This window comes from Geodermatophilus sp. URMC 62 (assembly GCF_052931475.1).
In genome coordinates this window covers 4,165,037-4,181,002 of record NZ_JBRFHY010000001.1, presented here as the reverse complement: position 1 = coordinate 4,181,002, position 15,966 = coordinate 4,165,037, and the positions used below count along the sequence as shown (strand labels likewise).

The following is a 15,966-nucleotide window of genomic DNA, read 5'->3' as shown; positions in this document are numbered from 1 at the left end:
AGGAGGCCCTACCCGGCCGGGCGCGGGTCATCCGCGATCACCCGACGGGCAGCCCGGCCAGGCCCGCGGCCAGCCCGAGGACGGCGCAGACCCCGAGCGTGCGCAGCACCGACCACCGCACCCGGAACAGCAGGACGGCGGCGACCGCGGCGATCACCCACGTCACCGGCCGCACGCTGGCGGGGACGGGCAGCTCGAGCGCCAGCGGCCCGGCGGTCGTCGTCTCGGAGAACAGGGTGTGGACGGCGAAGTAGACGCCGAGGTCGGCGATCACGCCGACGACGGCGGCGGTGATCCCGGCCAGCGCCGCCGACAGCGACCGGTTGCCGCGCAACCGCTCCATGTACGGGGCGCCGAGCAGCACGAACAGGAAGCTCGGCACGAAGGTCACCCAGGTGACCAGCAGCGAGGCCAGCACCGCGGCCACCCACGGGTCCAGGGCGCCGGGGTGGCGGTGGGCGCCGAGGAAGGCGACGAACTGCACGACCATGATCAGTGGGCCGGGAGTGGTCTCGGCCAGTGCGAGCCCGCGCACCATCTCCCGCGGGGAGAGCCAGCCGTAGACCTCGACGGCCTGCTGCGCGACGTAGGCCAGCACCGCGTAGGCGCCGCCGAAGGTGACCACCGCGGCGCCGGAGAAGAACAGGCCCTGCTGGGTGAGGACGCTGCCCGCGCCCGTCAGCAGGGCGACCGCCGCGATCGGCACCCCCCACACGAGCAGCCCGACGAGCAGCACCGTCACGGTGCGGCGGACGGTGGGCGCCTCGTGGTGCAGGACGTCGTCGGAGACCACCGGAGGCGGGCCGGCGTCGGGACCCTCGGCGGCCTTCCTCCGCGGCAGCGCGGAGGGCCGCCAGCGGCCCAGGGCCCAGCCGGCGACCCCGGCGAGGGCGACGACCACGGGGAAGGGCACGCCGAACAGCGCCAGCGCGAGGAAGGACGCCACCGCGAGCGCGATCAGGGCCCGGCTGTCCAGCGCCCTCCTGGCGACGCGGACGACCGCCTGCACGACGATCGCCAGCACGGCCGCGGCGAGCCCGGCGAACACCGCGGTGACCACGGCCGTGGTGCCGAAGGCGACGTAGACCGCCGAGAGCACGAGCAGCGCGACCACACCGGGCAGGACGAACAGGCCGCCGGCGACCAGGCCGCCGCGGGTGCCGTGCAGCAGCCACCCGACGTAGGTGGCCAGCTGCTGGGCCTCGGGTCCGGGCAGCAGCGTGCAGTAGTTCATCGCGTGCAGGAACCGGCGCTGGCCGATCCAGCGCCGCTGGTCGACCAGCTCGCGCTGCATGACCGCGATCTGCCCGGCCGGCCCGCCGAAGGTCTGCAGCGAGACGAGGAACCAGGCCCGGACGGCGTCGCGGAAGGGCGGCACCGCGGTGGCCTGGACGGGGGCCGCCTGCGGGGTGGGCTCGGACATCGGGTCTCCGTCGGGGTCAGGCCGGCTCGCGGCCGAGCAGCAGGCGGCGGCGGACGTACTCGTACAGCCCGTCGAGGAGCGGGCCGGAGACGGCGAGGGTGCGCTCGTCGTCGCCGGTCATCGACAGGCCGCGCAGCAGGACGTCGAGGCCCGGGGCCTCGGGGGCGTCGAAGCGGCCGTCGTCGAGGTCGGCCTCGTGGACGATCTCGCCAATCCGTTCGAGCACGGGGTCGGCGAGGCCGTGGACGTGCAGGATCGTCTCGAAGGAGCAGCCGCCGCCGACGTGGCCCAGTGCCACCCCGCGCATGTCGAACGGCGTGGCGTCGGGCGGGACGTCGGCGGGGTCGGTGACGAAGACGAACTCCGCGTCGGGGTCGACGAAGCGGCGGATCAGCCAGGCGCATGCGGCGCGGTCGACGTGGATGCCCGCCCTCGTCGCCCACCTCACGAGCGCCGCCCCCTGGCCACGGGCTCTCCCACCGCGGCGGCCAGCACGCGGAGGGCGGCCCCGGCGGCGTCCCGCTCGGGCGGGGGGAAGAAGTCGCGCCGGCCGATCGCCCGCCACTCGCCGCGCAGCCGGCGCAGCGCCCGGACCCGCCCGTCGTCGGGACCCTCCAGCGCGGCGGTGCACTCTGCGATGAGGGCGCGGTACTCCTCGGCCCGGGCCGCAGCCATGCCGGCCGCGAGCTCGCGCTCCTGGGCGGCGGTGGCCGGCCGGGCGGTCCAGGTGCCGGCGGTGCCGCCGGCGGCCAGGACGTCGTCGGCGAGCCACTCGAGCGCCTCGCGGGTGCGCGCGTCGGCCGGCAGTGCGACCACGCCGTCGGCGAGCTGGGCGACGCCGAGCCGCCGCAGCCGCCGCCACAGCGTGGTCCGCGGGCCCGAGGGCTCGCGCGGCAGCCGGTAGGAGAGCAGCACCCACTCCCCGGTCGCCGTCACGCGCAGATGCAACCACGGTTGCAGAGTGGTCGTCCACCGGTCCCCCTGCGGCCAGAACCTCGCCGCCGCGCTGCAGGTGCCCGACGCCGACGCCGGTCGTGCGCCGACATGGGTGGGAGCCGTGACAGTGCGGACCCGCGAGGAACAGCGCGCCGCTGTGTGCGCACGACCGACCTCCTCGCCGGATGGGCGAGGAGGTCGTCCTGTGCAGGGGTGAGCGGCGCCCACGGTCGTCCTCAGGCGGCGGGTTGCAGTCCTGCGCCGATCAGGATCTCGGTGCCGTCAGGTCGCCAGGTGCGCCAGCGCCCATCCGGTTGTCGCTCCACGCGGAAGCCGGAGTGGACCTTGGCGTGGTGCCGCTCGCACAGCAGGGCGGAGTTGTCCAGGGTGGTCTCGCCGCCGTTGAGCCAGTGCACCAGGTGGTGCACCTCCGCCCACCAGGTCGGTGCGCCACAGCCGGCGAACACGCAGCCCCCGTCGCGCAGCTCGACCGCCCGCCGCGCGGCCCCTCCGCAGGGTCCCGCCGCGAGCTTGCGAGTGGTGGGGGGCGGAGGGGTCCTTCAGCCATCACGACCCGGGAGACGGTGGCGTCGCAGGCGATCCAGCGGGCGCGGGCAGCCGAGATGACTGCGCCGAACCCCATCCGGGCGGTGGCCGGGCCGGTGGCGGGGTCGGCCAGGTCGTCGAGGTCGATGCGCACCGCCACGTGCGGCTTGACGGTGCGCAGCACCGGCAACGATCCCGACGCCAGCCGGTTGTCGCACAGCTGCACCAGCGCATCCGCCAGCCGCTGGGCGCGGGTGCGCTCGTCGCCGGCGGGACGGTCGGCCTGCACGTGCGACTCCAGCGCGGCCTGCACCTTCTCCCCGCCGACTGGGTCGAGCTCGCCGCGGATGGTGAGCGACCCGTCGCCGTGCTTGACGATCGTCAGCCGCCGCCCCTCGGTGGGGTCGGGCTCGGGGCCGTCGGGATCGAGGCGGGCGAGGTAGCCGGCCACCACCTGGGCGAGCTCTCGGTGCGGCTTGACCGTCGCGACGACCGCCATCCCGGCGTCGACCTCGCCCAGGTCCACACCCTGTGCGGCGGCGGCCGCGGCGTTCTCCGGCGCCACCACTCTGGCGATCTCGGCGACCTGCGCGGCGGTCACCGCTCCGGCGGTGAACGCCGCGGCGACGGCCGGCAGCTGCTCGACGGCCCGGCCGGTGCGGACCAGCCGGGCGGCCTCGGCGTCGGAGAGGTGCCCGTGCCCGCGCAGCCACGACTGCATCGACTTCAATCCGTCGTGCTCGGCCGCTCCGGCCAGCTCACCCTGCCGGACGGCACGGGCGAGGTGGGCGTTCAGCTTGTTGGCCGCGGCCAGCAGGCTCCGGATCCGCTCGTTGAGCTGCGGGCCGAACATCGCGGTCAGGTCGTCGTCGGCGAGCGCTTCGATCGCTGCCATCAGCTCGTCCACGACACCTCCCACCACCTCGATCACTTGTTCGAAGTTTACCGCGCGACATGTCCGGCGGCGACCTATATCCGCAGCTCAGTGCCCTGTCCACAGATCTCGAACAGGCCTTGACGGGCCCTCGTGAGCCGCCGGACCTCACGTCCACGGGCGGGACGGATGCGGCAGCAGCCTGGGGAGCTACGCGGTGGAGGAGCGCAGGCGGCGAGCGGCGCACCTGGGACGAGCGGGCCGGCCAGGACCGTCGTCAGGCCGGGGAGGAGCGGCGGGAGCGGAAGTCGCCGCGGCCGGTGTCGCGCCGCCAGTCGTCGAAGGACTCCCCGGTGAGCTCCTCGAGCAGCGCGATGTCGGGCAGCAGCGGCGCCAGGACCTCACGTCGCACCTCGACCGGCATCGGCGGCCGCGGCGCCCGGCCGGCGTGCAGCGCGGCCAGCAGCGGTCGCGAGACCTGCCGCCACACCTGCGGCGGCGCGTAGGCACCCAGCGCAGCACCGGCCCGGGCGGCGGAGGACAGCAGCCGGTGCCGGACGCCGTCGGCGACGTAGGGCTTCACGTTCTCCGGCGCCACGGTGTGCGCGATCCCGGGCTCCACGCCGAGGAACCCGCTGACCCGGTCGAGCGTCTCGCGCGGGCTGTCGACCAGCTGCCGGTACCGGAGCAGCAGCACCTGCGACCGCGGCAGCACCCGGTAGAGGTCGCGCAGCTGCTCGCCGTAGCGGCCCAGGCCGCGGTAGTGCCAGAACGGCGCCCACCCGTCGGCGATCCGGGCGGCCTCCGACCCGACCGCGGCGGCGAAGTCGGCCTCGGGCTCCAGGCCGTCGGCGCGCAGGTGCACCCAGTTCGACCACGCCCGGTCCACCGGGTCGCGCACGATCGCGACCACGCGCACCCCGGGCACGTCGGCGGCCAGCCGCTCCTGCGCCGCCCGGTCGTAGAGGTAGAACGGCGTGCTCTCCCCGCGGACGGCGCCCGAGGGCGCCCCGTCGAACAGCCGCAGGTAGTCCTCGCGGCGCCAGACCCACTCCCGGGCGCTGTGCGCGTCGCCGGGGCCGCGCTGACCGCTGCGCGGCGGGGGGCGGCCGCCGGTCAGGTAGTACTTCGGCTCCTTGACCGGCGACAGGTAGAGGCCGGGGTGGGTGGCCAGCGCCGCGTGCAGCGCCGTCGTCCCGGCCTTGGGTGCGCCGGCGATGACGAACTGCGGCAGCCGGTCGGCGTCGGTGGTCATCGGTGGTCCCCTCCAGGTCGGTCGTCGGTCGCGGTGTACACACGGGGAGGCCCGTCCCCCACACCGAAGGGAGCCGTCGCGTGACCGCGTCCGCCCCCCGCCCGCCGGCGCCCGACCGCTTCTGGGCCGACGCCGAGGTCGTCGTCGAGCCCGAGGACCCGCGCCCGGGCTCGTGGGCCGGCGGCCCGTCCGCGCAGCTGGTCGACGGCACCTGGTGGCTGGCCTACCGGCTGCGCCGCCCGGTCGGCGAGGGGCGCGGCTTCGGCAACGTGGTCGCCCGGTCCGAGGACGGCGTGCACTTCGAGCCGGTCGTCGCGCTCGGCAAGGACCGCTTCGGCGCCGAGTCGCTCGAGCGCCCGGCGCTGGTGCACACGCCGGAGGGCCGCTGGCGGCTCTACGTCAGCTGTGCGACGCCGGGGACGAAGCACTGGCGGGTCGACCTGCTCGAGGCCGCGACCGTCGCGGACCTGGCCAGCGCCGAGCCGCGCACCGTCCTGCCCGGCAGCGCCACCGAGGCACCCAAGGACCCGGTGGTCCGCTGGGACGGCGACCGGTGGCACCTGTGGGCCTCGGTGCACCCGCTCGACGACCCCGACGCCACCGACCGGATGAGCACCGAGCACGCCACCAGCCCCGACGGCGTCACCTGGACCTGGCGCGGCACCGCCCTGGCCGGGACACCCGGCGACTGGGACGCCCGCGGCACGCGGTTCAGCACGGTGGTGCTCGACGGGTCGCGCACCTGGGCGCTCTACGACGGCCGGGCCACCGCGGCGGAGAACTGGGAGGAGCGCACCGGTCTGGCCGAGCACGACGGCGAGGGCGGCTTCCGCGCCGTCCCCGGCGGCCCGCACCTGCAGAGCCCGCACGCGCCGCACGGGCTGCGGTACGCCGACGTGGTGGCACTGCCCGGCGGCGGCGCGCGCTGGTTCTACGAGGCCACCCGCGCCGACGGCGCCCACGAGCTGCGCACCGTCCTGCTGCCCGGCTGAGCCGGTCCCGGCAGCCGGCAGGCCACACCGCGGAGCGGGGACCGGAGGCGCCGACAGGTGCACCCCGACACGATATCCGCACCAAGTCGATGGACTTGACAGAGACATCCGTGGCGGGGTCACATGGCCCCGTGGTCCCCGCCCTGACGCTCACCCGCCGGTCCGCCGTGGACCTGCTGCGGGTGGCCAGCGCGCTGTGTCGGGCCGGCTGAGCACCCGACACCCGCCACCCCTGCGCGCCCGCCCCCGGGAGGGGGCCCCGCGCGCCTGCCCCCGGAGAACCCATGACCCCCCGCTCCGCCCTGCTGTCCCCTGCCCCGCTCGGGATCGGCGCCGTCCACCCCGGTACCCCGGCCGCCGGCACCGACGCCGTGACCCGTTCGACCTCCGCCACCGCGCTGGCCGCCGCGCTGCTCGCCGCCGCCGACGCGTGGGCGCCGCTGGTCCGCCACCGCCCGCACAGCCGCTGGACGCAGCTGCTCCCGGCCGAGGACGCCGCCGCTCTGGTCGACCCGTCCCTGGCCGCCGACCTGGCGGCCGCCCAGGTCTGGCTGCTGTCCTGGCTGCCCGGCCAGGGCACCCCGCTGCACGACCACGGCGGCTCCGCCGGTGCCTTCGCCGTCGTCGGCGGGATCCTCACCGAGGACGTCGTCGGCGGCCGGCCGGGTGCCGTCCGCGCGGCCGCCACCGAGCTGTGGGCCGGGCGGGTGCGCCCGTTCGGGCCGCACCACGTGCACCGGGTGACCAACCGGGGCACCCGTCCGGCCGTGAGCGTGCACGTCTACACCCCCGGCCTGTCCACCATGAACCGCTACGAGCTCGAGGACGGCGAGCTGCGGCACCTGTCCACCGAGCGCGCGGGCGTCGACTGGTGAGCGGGCAGCGCCCCCCGGGCGCCAGGAGCATCGACCAGCTGCTCGCCGAGGCCCGCTCGCGGATCACCCGGGTGACGCCCGCGGAGGCCGCGCAGCGGGTGGCCGGCGGGGCGGTGCTGGTCGACATCCGCCCGCAGTCGCAGCGCGCCGCAGAGGGCGAGGTGCCCGGCGCGCTGGTGGTCGAGCGCAACCACCTGGAGTGGCGGTTCGACCCGGAGAGCGACGCGCGGCTGCCGCAGGCCACCGGGTACGACGTCGAGGTGGTCGTGCTCTGCCAGGAGGGCTACACCTCCAGCCTGGCCGCCGACGCGCTGCGCAGCCTCGGGCTCGAGCGGTCCAGCGACGTCATCGGCGGGTTCCGCGCCTGGGCCGCCGACGGGCTGCCCACCACCGGCGGCGCCTGAACCGGTCCGGGGACGGCGGCGCGCGACGGAGGCCGCCGCCGTCCCCGCACCACCCCGGTCAGGTCTTGCTCTTGCCCTGCGCGGACGAGTGCTCGTGGCGGTCGTCGCCCGAGCGGACGTGGTGTGTCTGCTTCGAGGCGCCGGTGGTCACCCCGGCCTCGCTGGGCGACATCCCCTGCTTCTTGGCCTCGCGGGCGGCGGCGCGCTGGGCGTCGGCGTCGTTGTTCTTGCTCATGGGCCCGCGGTACCCGAACGCCGGGCCGCCACGCCGGACAGGACGGCGAAGGTGCGCCGCGCCATCAGGTCCGCGCCGAGGTCGCGCTCGGCCCGGGCACGCGCCCGTGCGCCGAGCAGCGCGCGGGCCGCGGGGTCGGTGAGCAGCCCGCGCAGCGCCGCGGCGAGCGCGCCGGCGTCCTCGACCGGGACGACGACGGCATCCTCCCCCACGGCCCGCCGCACGTCGCCGACGTCGGTGCTGACGCACGGCAGGCCCTCGGCCATCGCCTCCAGCAGCACCAGCGGCAGCGCCTCGACCCGCGAGGACAGCACGAACAGGTCCAGCCCGGCGAGGAAGCCGCGCACGTCGGTGACCCACCCGGGGAAGGTCACCGGCAGCCCCTCGGCCGCCGCGCGCAGCCGCTCGCCGTCGCGGCCGGTCCCGCCGACGACGGCCTCGAACGGCACGTCCAGCCGGCGCAGGGCGGCCAGCAGCACGTCGAAGCCCTTCTGCGCGGTCAGCCGGCCGAAGGCGCCGATCCGCGGCACCGCGTGCCCGGCCGGGCCCGCGGGGTCGTCCGGGACGTCGACGCCGTTGGGGACGACGTGCACCCGCGCCGGGTCCAGGCCGAGGTCGGCCAGCAGCTGCTCGCGGCCCTGCGCCGACGGGCTGACGGCCCCGGCCAGCCGGCGGTAGAGGGCGGCGAGCGCGGCCCGCTCCTCCCCGGTCCGCGTGTCGCCCACCAGGTGCAGCACGCCGACCGTCGGCGCCACGTCGAGCGCGGCGGCCACCGCGGCGGTGTTGGAGGCGGGGTCGACCAGGTTGACCACGACGACGTCGGGGCGCTGCGCGGCCAGCGCGTCGCGGGTGGCCGGGGCGGCGGCGGTGTGCCGGGTCAGCGGGACGACGGCCCGGTCGACGGCGAGGCCCGTGAACCCGCCCGCCACCGGCTCGGCGCAGACCAGCGACGCCGTCGCGCCGTTCCCGGCCGCCCGGCGCAGGTGGTGGGTCAGCCACACCTCGGCCCCGCCCCAGCCGTCGGAGTCCGAGACGAAGGAGACCCTCACGTCGCCGCCAGCTCGCGCGCGGCCCGCGCGACGGCGGCCGGCTCGATGGTCAGCGCGCAGCGGAACTCGATGGGACAGACCAGGTGCGGGCACGGCGCGCACGCCACGGTCGGCGTCAGCGCGCGGTGCCGCGGGCCGGGGTGCGCCCAGCGGACGGGGTCGCCGGGCAGGAAGACGGTGACGCTGCGGGCGCCGACCGCGGCGGCGAGGTGCGCCGAGCCGGTGTCGTTGCCCACCAGCACGGCGCTGTCGCGCAGCAGCGCGGCGAGCCCGCCGAGGCTGGTGGCGCCGGTGAGGTCGACCGCCGGTGCCCGCATCGCCGCGACCACCCGCGCGGAGATCTCCCGCTCGCCGGGCACCCCGGTGACGACGACGGCCAGGCCGTCGGCGGCCAGCGCGTCGCCGACGGCCGCGTAGCGCTCGACCGGCCAGCGCCGGGTGGGTGCCGAGGCGCCGGGGTGCAGGACGGCGTAGCGGCCGGGCTCGAGGCCGGCGGCCGCGAGGGTGGCCGCGTGCTCGGCCTCGTCGGCGGCGGTCACGGGGAAGCCCATGCCGGCGTCCCCGCCGGGGGGCAGGCCGTCGCGCCGCGGCAGCCCCAGGTGCTCGAGCAGGGCGACGTGCCGGTCGGCCTCGTGCAGGTGCAGCGGGTAGCGCAGGTGCAGCGCCTCGCTGCCGGGCGGCGGGGCCCAGCCGGTCGGGGCGAAGCCGCCGGTGAGCCGGGCGCCGAGGGCGGCGGTGACCCGGTTGGCGGCCGGCCGGTCGCCGTAGGCCTGCAGCGCGAGGTCGAACCGGCGCTCCCGGGCGGCCGCGGTGAACGGTGCCCAGCCGGCGTCGTCGACCGGGCCGTCGGGGATGCCGGGGGCGCCGGGGAAGGCCAGCAGGTCGTCGACGGTGCCGCCGAGCCGCTCGACCACCGGCGCCATCCGGCCGAAGGTGACCAGGCTGACCTCGACGTCGGGACGGGCGGCGCGCAGCCTGCGCAGCGCCGGGACCGTGCAGAGCAGGTCGCCGAGCCCGACGCGCAGCCGGACGAGGGCGACCCGGCGGACGGCGGGGTCGGCGAGCGGGGGTGTCACCAGCGCCCCCTGCCCCGGCCGTGTGGCGGACTAACGCCGGGGCCGCGCCGCGGCGAGACCCGTGGTGCACTACAGGTCCGCCCCCCAGAGCCGGAGGTCCCCGCGTGCCCCGCCCCGCCGTCCCCGCTGGTCCCGTGCACGTGCTGCGGCTGTGCAGCGTCTTCGAACCGGATGCGCAGCAACGACCGGCGCGGCCGGGGCACCTGGCCGGGGAGCTCGACGGGCGGGCAGCGCGCTTCGACCCGATCGGCGGGATGCAGAACCACACCGCCACGCTGACCCGCTGCCTCGACGACCGGGGGGTGCGGCAGACGGTGGTCACCGCCCGGCTGGCCGGCCCCCGCGGCGAGACGCCTCTCGGCGCCGGCGCGCGGGTGCACCGGACCGGCCTGCCGGTGCCGCGGCTGCGGCAGCTGTGGGCCCTGACCGGGCTCCCCGCGGTGCTGCGCGCCGGGCGGCGGGCCGGCTCCCCGCCCGTCGACGTCGTCCACGCCCACCAGGGCGAGGACCTCGCCACCCTGCCGCTGGCCCGGCTGGCCGCCCGGGTGCACGACTGCCCCCTGGTGGTCACGCTGCACTGCAGCGTCGGGCACACGCTGACCGGCCGCGGCGCCCGGGTGCGGCTGCTGCGGGCGCTGGGCGGGTGGATCGAGCGCAGCACGCTGCGGCGGGCCGATGCCGTCGTGGTCCTCACCGGGCGCACGGCCGCCGCGCTGGACGCCGACGGCGTGCCGGCGGAGCGGATCTCGACCATCCCCTCGGGCTTCGACCCGGCGCTGTTCACCCGTGCGGCCGGCGACGTCTTCCCCGGCGTGGCCCGGCCGCGGATCGGTTACGTCGGGCGGCTGGCGCCGCAGAAGCGGGCCGACCTGCTGGTGCGGGCGTTCGGGCGGGTGCGCTCCGCGGCCTCCCTGGTCGTCGTCGGCGACGGCCCCGACCGGGCGCTGGTGGAGCGGCTGGCCGCCGAGGGACCGGCGGCGGAGCGGACGGCGCTGGCCGGGTTCGTCGAGCACGGCCGGGTGCCCGCCGTGCTGGCCTCGCTCGACGTGCTGGTGCTGCCCTCGGCCTACGAGGAGATGGGCTCGGTGCTCACCGAGGCGATGGCCGCGGGGCTGCCCGTGGTGGCCAGCGACGTCGGCGGGATCCCCGAGGTCGTGCGGCACGGCGAGACCGGACTGCTCGTGCCGCCCGGCGACGTCGACGCGCTGGCCGCCGCGCTGGACCTGCTCGCCGGCGACCCGGCGCTGCGGGCCCGCCTGGCCGCCGGTGCCCGGGCCCGCTCGGCCGACTACGGCTGGCCGGCGCTGGCCGCGCGGGTGGCCGGCGTCTACGACCGGGTGCTGGGGGTGCCCGCCGTCGAGCGGGCCGCCGCGTGAGCGATCCCGCCCGGGTCGCCGTCCTGGTGCCGGTGCACGACCAGGCCGCCTTCCTGCCCCGCGCCCTGGAGTCGCTGCTCGCCCAGGAGGAGACCGCGTGGGAGGCGGTGGTCGTCGACGACGGCTCGCGGGAGCCGGACGCCGTGGCCGCCGCCGTCCCCGCCGACCCGCGGGTGCGGCTGGTGCGCACCCGGGACAACCGCGGCCTGGGGGCGGCGCTCAACACCGCGCTCGACGAGACCACCGCCCCCGTCGTCGCCCACCTGCCCGCCGACGACGTCTGGTTCCCCGGCCACCTGGCCGCCCTGCTCGGCTGCCTGGCCGACCCGGCGGTGGTGCTGGCCCGCGCCGGGCTCGACGAGCCCGCCGGCACGCCGTACGCGCAGCTCGTGCAGGTGGCGCACCGGCGCACCGGCGACCGGTGGACCGAGCGCGCCGAGCTGGAGACCGACGACCTCGACCGGCTGATGTGGTCGCGGGTCGCCGCCCGCGGGCGGACCGCCGACACCGGCCGGGTCACCTGCGCCTGGACGCGGCACCCCGGGCAGCGGTCGCGGGCGATCCGCGAGTCGTTCGACGGCGGGCTCAACGTCTTCCGCACGCGCTACCGGGTGACGCACCCGCTGCGGTTCGCCTCCACCGACGGTGGGGAGACCGACGAGGTCGCCCGCTACGCCCGCTTCCGGTCGCGGTCCCACCCCGCCGCCGACGACGGGCTGCGCGTGCTCGTCGTCGGGGAGCTGGCCTTCAACCCCGAGCGGGTGCTGGCGCTGGCCGAGCGCGGGCACTCCCTCACCGGGCTGTGGACCGACACCGCCCTCGGCGACGCCACCGTCGGGCGGCTGCCGTTCGGCTCCGTGCCCGACGTCGACCGCGACCGGTGGCGCGAGGGGGTGCGCGACCTGGCGCCCGACGTCGTCTGGGCGCAGCTGAACTGGCGTGCGGTGCCGTTCGCGCACGCCGTCCGCTCGGCCTTCCCGGACCTGCCGTTCGTGTGGCACTTCAAGGAGTCGCCGCAGCGCAGCGTCGTCCGCGGGGAGTGGCCGCTGCTGGCCGACCTGGTGTGCGGGGCCGACGCCTGCCTGCTGGCCACCGCGGAGGAGCGCGACTGGTTCGCCCTGGCGCTGGCCGGCCGGGTGGACCCCGCGCGGCTCGGCGTCCTGGACGGCGACCTGCCCAAGCGCGAGTGGCTCGACGCGCCGCTGTCCCCGAAGCTCTCGGACGCCGACGGGCAGCCGCACACCGCCGTCGTCGGCCGGCCCTCGGGGCTCGACCTCGACTGGGTGCTGGCGCTGGCCGACCGCGGTGTGCACACCCACCTCTACGGGCAGGTGCGCGCGCCGGGGCCCAAGGGCTCGTGGACCGGCTGGCTGGAGGAGGCCCTCGCCCGCGCGCCCGGCCACGTGCACGTGCACCCGGCGGTGGGGCCGGAGGACTGGGTGCGCGAGCTGTCCCGGTACGACGCCGGCTGGCTGCACCGCTTCGACAGCAGCAACGGCGGGGACCTGCGCCGGGCCAGCTGGGACGACCTCAACTCCCCCGCCCGGCTGCCGGTGCTGCTCGCCGCCGGCCTGCCGCTGCTGCAGCAGGCCAACCCCGGGTCGCTGGTGTCGGTGGAGCGGGTGCTGCGCGCGGACGGGACCGGGCTGTCCTACCGCTGCGCCGACGACGTCGCCGACGTCCTCACCGCCGAGGTGGCGGGGCGGACCGGGCAGGCCGCCGCGCTGGCCGCCCGCGAGCGGCACACCTTCGACGCCCACGCCGACCGCCTGGTCGACCTCTTCCGCTCGATCACCCGCTGCTGAAGGACCCCCTGCCCCCCACCGCTCGCACGCTCGCGGCGGGCCTCTCGGGGCCGGGCGGAAACGTCGGACCCCGCTCGTAGCGTCGGCGCCGTCCCGAGCGAGGAGGGCCGCGAGGAGGGCCGCGAGGAGGTCGAGGTGTCCCACGAGCTGCGCTGGGCGGTCACCGACGGGCCGGACGGCACGGCGGCGGTCGTGCTGCCCGACGACGACGCCTCGGCGCGCCGGCTCGCCGCGCAGGCCGGCGGGTTGTGGTGCGCGCGCGAGGCCGGCGGCTGCGGCGGGGAGCTGGTCGTCGTCCACGGCCGCGGCGTCCCGCCCACCCTCCGCCACACCGGGCACACGGCCTGCGCCTTCGGCCGGGGGTCGCGGTCGGCCGGACCGGCCTACGACCACCTGCGCTACCGGCCCGCCCTCCTGGCCTGGCTGGGCGGGCAGGGACACCGGCCGCGGCTGTGCACGGTGCCCGACCCGGGCGGGCACACCGGCCTGCACGTCGTCGTGGACGAGGTCGGGGCCGCGCTGGAGGTGCAGCTCGCGCCGCTGCCGGACACCGCCTGGCGGCAGCGCGACGACGGCCTGCGCCGGCAGGTCGGGCGGGTCACCTGGCTCCACGGCCCCGACGCCGACGTCACTGCGGCGACCGAGGCGAGCGTGCGCGGCGTCTCCCTCGCGCTGCGCCGCCACGACCGGGGTCTGCTCGTCGGCGTCCGGGACGCTGACGGCCGCACCCGCTGGGTCCGGCTCGCCGCCTGCCGCCTGACGGCCGACGGTGTCGAGGCGCCCGGCGTCGAGGAGGCCCGGGCCGTGCACGCCCGGCGCACCGCCGAGCGGCGCGTGGCGGCCCGGCGGGCCGCGCGGCGTGCCACGGCGGCCGGTTCCCTCGCGGGGCAGCTCCCGCTGTGGCCCCTCCCGTCCCCGCTGTAGGCGTCCGGGCCGGTCAGGACGACGCGGAGGTGGTGCTCTCGTCCGCGGCGACCTGCGGCGCCGGCTCCAGCGGCCGCACGTCCTCGAGCTGCCGCACCTCCTCCGGCTGCCGCGCCTCCTCCGGCTGCGGCGCCTCCGCCGGCTGGTCCGCCCCCGGCTGCTGACGCGTCCGGTGCAGGGTGGGGGGCCACGCCAGGTGCGGCAGGTGCGGGTGCGGCAGCCGCGCGACCACCGCGGGTGGCAGGTGGACGTGCGGCAGGTGCAGGTGCGGCAGGTGGACGTGGGGCACGTGCAGCTCCGGCCGGTGCAACCGGTGCGGCACGCCGGGCGGGAGCCGCTGCGCCATCACCGCCGCCGCCCGCAGCCGCAGCGACTCCTCGCGCCTGGCCCGCATCGCGGCCTGCGCCGCCCGGTGGTTGCGCTCCCAGCGCGCGGTGTTGGTCCGCGCCATGGCGATGACCAGCGCGAGCTCCAGCACGAAGCCGACGACGGCGACGATCGCCCACTCCATGACGGCCCCTCCTCCGAGGCCGCCGCGCAGCCCGGTCCCCCGGCGTCCGCGGCGATGCGCACAGGATGCAGCCGACCGCGTATCCGGAACAAGTCCGTTCGTGCGGCGCACCGGCGACACGCCGGGGAACCGTCAGCGGGACCCGCGGAGGTCAGAACCGCAGCACGGCCTGCAGCGGCGGGGACGGTCGCCGGCGGGCGGCCAGGTCGCCCAGCAGCGCCGGGCCCTCGTCGAACGGGACGACGTCGGTGACCAGGTGCCGGCGGACGTCGTCCCCGCGCTCGCGCAGCAGGTCGAGCGTGACGCCGGCGAGCGCCGTGCGGGGCCACGCGGCCGCCATCCCGCGCGGCACCCGCCCGATCTGCGCGCACACCACCGACAGCCCGTTGTGGTGGAACTCCTCGCCGAGCCGGACCGCGTCCGCGCCGGCCTGGTAGAAGCCCAGGTCGACGACGACGCCCTGCGGCCGCAGCGCCTTGAGCCCGGTGGCCAGTGCCGTGTCGTGCCCGCGGCACTGCAGGACGAGGTCGGCGCCGGCGTCGCCCGGCCCGTGCCGCCACCGCTGCTTGACCGCGTGCCAGGCGTCGCCGTCGACGGTGGCCAGCCCCAGCGCGCCGGCCACGGCGCGGCGCTCGGCGGACGGCTCGGCGACGACGACGTCGGCCGCGCCGTGGGAGACGGCGAGCAGCGCCGAGAGCAGGCCGATGACCCCCGCGCCGGTGACCAGGACGTGCCGGCCGCGGACGCCGTCGCCGACCCCGCCGGCGGGTCCCCCGAACGCGGCGGTGGCGTGCAGCAGGCCGTTGACGCAGATCGGGCCCATCTGCGCGAGGTAGACCCCGAGCAGCGGGTCGAGGTCGCCGGGCACCGGGATCACCGGCGTGACCGCCGGGTCGGCGCAGCGGCCGGTGCGGTGCCCGTAGGCCAGGGCCACCCGGGTGCCCTCGGGCAGGTCAGCGGTGCGGCTCTCGGTGACCCGCCCGACCTCCATGTAGCCCAGGCCCCTCACGGGGTAGCCGGCGGGCGGCCCGTCGGGGGCGAAGGAGCGCAGGTCGGGGTCGAAGTGCAGCCGGTGGTGCGGGTCGGTGCCGCGCACCAGCGCCACCTCGGTGCCGGCGCTGACCCCGCTGTACTCGGTGGTCACCCACACCTGGCCCGGGCCCGGGTCGGGCTCGGTGTCGTCCAGCACGGCCGGCTCCCCCGGGGCGACGACGCCGATGGTGCGGACCGGCCTCACGGCTGCACCGTCCTGCCATCGGCGGCGGCGGGGACGCCGTCCGGCGCGGTCAGCGACTCGACGTGCCGGCCGGTGACGAGCCCGGCTCCCGGCCCGGTGCGGATGCTCACCCGGCCGTCCTGCCCCTGCTCCGCGCCGCCCAACCACGGGCGGGGACGCATCCGCGGTTCAGGTGGGCACCACCGGGTAGTGCACGACCAGTTGCACGACACAACCTCGCCCGACACCCCTACCTGCCCGGGAGGCACCGTGACCTGGATCTGGATCGTCGTGGCCGTGGTGGCGATCGCCGCCGTCTACGGCGTGTGGATCGGCAACACCGTGCGCTGGACGAAGCGCAACGACAACCTGCGCCGGCGCAGCCCCCGGGCCTTCAACCGCGACGACGTCGACCACCTCAACCACCGGCGGTGACCGGACACCCCTGCTGCCGCGACGGCGGCTGGAC

The 15,966-nt window shown here is 77.6% G+C and carries 17 protein-coding genes and 1 pseudogene; 7 read left to right on the top strand and 11 right to left on the bottom strand.

What is annotated here, in order from left to right; translation table 11 throughout:
- Positions 1-37 precede the first annotated feature (37 nt).
- From chrA to ACU616_RS20250, 6 genes and pseudogenes are all read right to left on the bottom strand, one after another.
- Positions 38-1,423 carry a chromate efflux transporter gene (gene chrA / locus ACU616_RS20275; protein WP_446760219.1) on the bottom strand — a complete coding sequence of 462 codons (1,386 nt, stop codon included), beginning with the start codon at positions 1,421-1,423 and terminating at the stop codon, positions 38-40.
- Positions 1,424-1,439: 16 nt separating this feature from the next.
- On the bottom strand, positions 1,440-1,871 hold the full coding sequence (locus tag ACU616_RS20270; protein ID WP_446760218.1) for a chromate resistance protein ChrB domain-containing protein: 432 nt from the start codon (positions 1,869-1,871) through the stop codon (positions 1,440-1,442).
- Positions 1,868-2,359, bottom strand: coding sequence for a Chromate resistance protein ChrB (locus tag ACU616_RS20265; protein WP_446760217.1), 492 nt, complete (start codon positions 2,357-2,359; stop codon positions 1,868-1,870). The genes ACU616_RS20270 and ACU616_RS20265 overlap by 4 nt, the downstream gene beginning before the upstream one ends.
- Before the next feature lie 236 nt (positions 2,360-2,595).
- Positions 2,596-2,775, bottom strand: coding sequence for a hypothetical protein (locus tag ACU616_RS20260; protein ID WP_446760216.1), 180 nt, complete (start codon positions 2,773-2,775; stop codon positions 2,596-2,598).
- 158 nt (positions 2,776-2,933) lie between these two features.
- A pseudogene (locus ACU616_RS20255) lies at positions 2,934-3,758 on the bottom strand (DUF222 domain-containing protein); the annotation flags it as partial.
- Positions 3,759-4,056: 298 nt separating this feature from the next.
- A complete protein-coding gene (locus ACU616_RS20250) occupies positions 4,057-5,034 on the bottom strand; it encodes a sulfotransferase family protein (RefSeq protein ID WP_446760215.1) in 978 nt (325 codons plus the stop codon).
- Positions 5,035-5,114: 80 nt separating this feature from the next.
- Here ACU616_RS20250 and ACU616_RS20245 point away from each other — a divergent pair, with 80 nt between their 5' ends.
- The 3 genes from ACU616_RS20245 (at position 5,115) to ACU616_RS20235 (ending at position 7,305) form a co-directional block, all read left to right on the top strand.
- Positions 5,115-6,026 carry a hypothetical protein gene (locus tag ACU616_RS20245; RefSeq protein ID WP_446760214.1) on the top strand — a complete coding sequence of 304 codons (912 nt, stop codon included), beginning with the start codon at positions 5,115-5,117 and terminating at the stop codon, positions 6,024-6,026.
- Positions 6,027-6,310: 284 nt separating this feature from the next.
- Positions 6,311-6,901 (top strand): cysteine dioxygenase, encoded by a 591-nt coding sequence (locus tag ACU616_RS20240; protein ID WP_446760213.1) that lies wholly within the window; start codon positions 6,311-6,313, stop codon positions 6,899-6,901.
- Complete coding sequence (locus ACU616_RS20235; RefSeq protein ID WP_446760212.1) at positions 6,898-7,305, top strand: rhodanese-like domain-containing protein; 408 nt, start codon at positions 6,898-6,900, stop codon at positions 7,303-7,305. The genes ACU616_RS20240 and ACU616_RS20235 overlap by 4 nt, the downstream gene beginning before the upstream one ends.
- A 58-nt stretch (positions 7,306-7,363) precedes the next feature.
- On the opposite strand, the gene ACU616_RS20230 is transcribed toward ACU616_RS20235, so the two are convergent.
- Genes ACU616_RS20230 through ACU616_RS20220 form a run of 3 tightly spaced genes read right to left on the bottom strand, consistent with a single transcriptional unit; the run spans position 7,364 to position 9,665 of the window.
- Entirely contained in the window at positions 7,364-7,540 is a 177-nt protein-coding gene (locus tag ACU616_RS20230; RefSeq protein ID WP_446760211.1) for a hypothetical protein, read from the bottom strand.
- Positions 7,537-8,589, bottom strand: coding sequence for a glycosyltransferase (locus ACU616_RS20225; protein WP_446760210.1), 1,053 nt, complete (start codon positions 8,587-8,589; stop codon positions 7,537-7,539). The genes ACU616_RS20230 and ACU616_RS20225 overlap by 4 nt, the downstream gene beginning before the upstream one ends.
- The gene (locus ACU616_RS20220) at positions 8,586-9,665 is read right to left on the bottom strand and encodes a glycosyltransferase family 9 protein (RefSeq protein WP_446760209.1); all 1,080 of its coding nucleotides are present in this window, start codon (positions 9,663-9,665) and stop codon (positions 8,586-8,588) included. The genes ACU616_RS20225 and ACU616_RS20220 overlap by 4 nt, the downstream gene beginning before the upstream one ends.
- Before the next feature lie 104 nt (positions 9,666-9,769).
- Between ACU616_RS20220 and ACU616_RS20215 the strand changes: the two genes are divergently transcribed.
- The 3 genes from ACU616_RS20215 to ACU616_RS20205 all read left to right on the top strand — a co-directional run bounded on the left by ACU616_RS20215 (position 9,770) and on the right by ACU616_RS20205 (position 13,770).
- Complete coding sequence (locus ACU616_RS20215) at positions 9,770-11,041, top strand: glycosyltransferase (RefSeq protein WP_446760208.1); 1,272 nt, start codon at positions 9,770-9,772, stop codon at positions 11,039-11,041.
- On the top strand, positions 11,038-12,846 hold the full coding sequence (locus ACU616_RS20210) for a glycosyltransferase (RefSeq protein ID WP_446760207.1): 1,809 nt from the start codon (positions 11,038-11,040) through the stop codon (positions 12,844-12,846). Before ACU616_RS20215 ends, ACU616_RS20210 begins: the two co-directional genes overlap by 4 nt.
- A gap of 135 nt (positions 12,847-12,981) precedes the next feature.
- Positions 12,982-13,770, top strand: coding sequence for a hypothetical protein (locus ACU616_RS20205; protein ID WP_446760206.1), 789 nt, complete (start codon positions 12,982-12,984; stop codon positions 13,768-13,770).
- Positions 13,771-13,783: 13 nt separating this feature from the next.
- On the opposite strand, the gene ACU616_RS20200 is transcribed toward ACU616_RS20205, so the two are convergent.
- Both ACU616_RS20200 and ACU616_RS20195 read right to left on the bottom strand, forming a co-directional pair.
- Complete coding sequence (locus tag ACU616_RS20200) at positions 13,784-14,281, bottom strand: hypothetical protein (protein ID WP_446760205.1); 498 nt, start codon at positions 14,279-14,281, stop codon at positions 13,784-13,786.
- Between the two features lie 151 nt (positions 14,282-14,432).
- A complete protein-coding gene (locus ACU616_RS20195) occupies positions 14,433-15,518 on the bottom strand; it encodes a zinc-binding dehydrogenase (RefSeq protein WP_446760204.1) in 1,086 nt (361 codons plus the stop codon).
- A gap of 249 nt (positions 15,519-15,767) precedes the next feature.
- Here ACU616_RS20195 and ACU616_RS20190 point away from each other — a divergent pair, with 249 nt between their 5' ends.
- Positions 15,768-15,932, top strand: a complete 165-nt coding sequence (locus ACU616_RS20190; protein ID WP_446760203.1) for a hypothetical protein — start codon at positions 15,768-15,770, stop codon at positions 15,930-15,932.
- Positions 15,933-15,966: the final 34 nt, after the last annotated feature.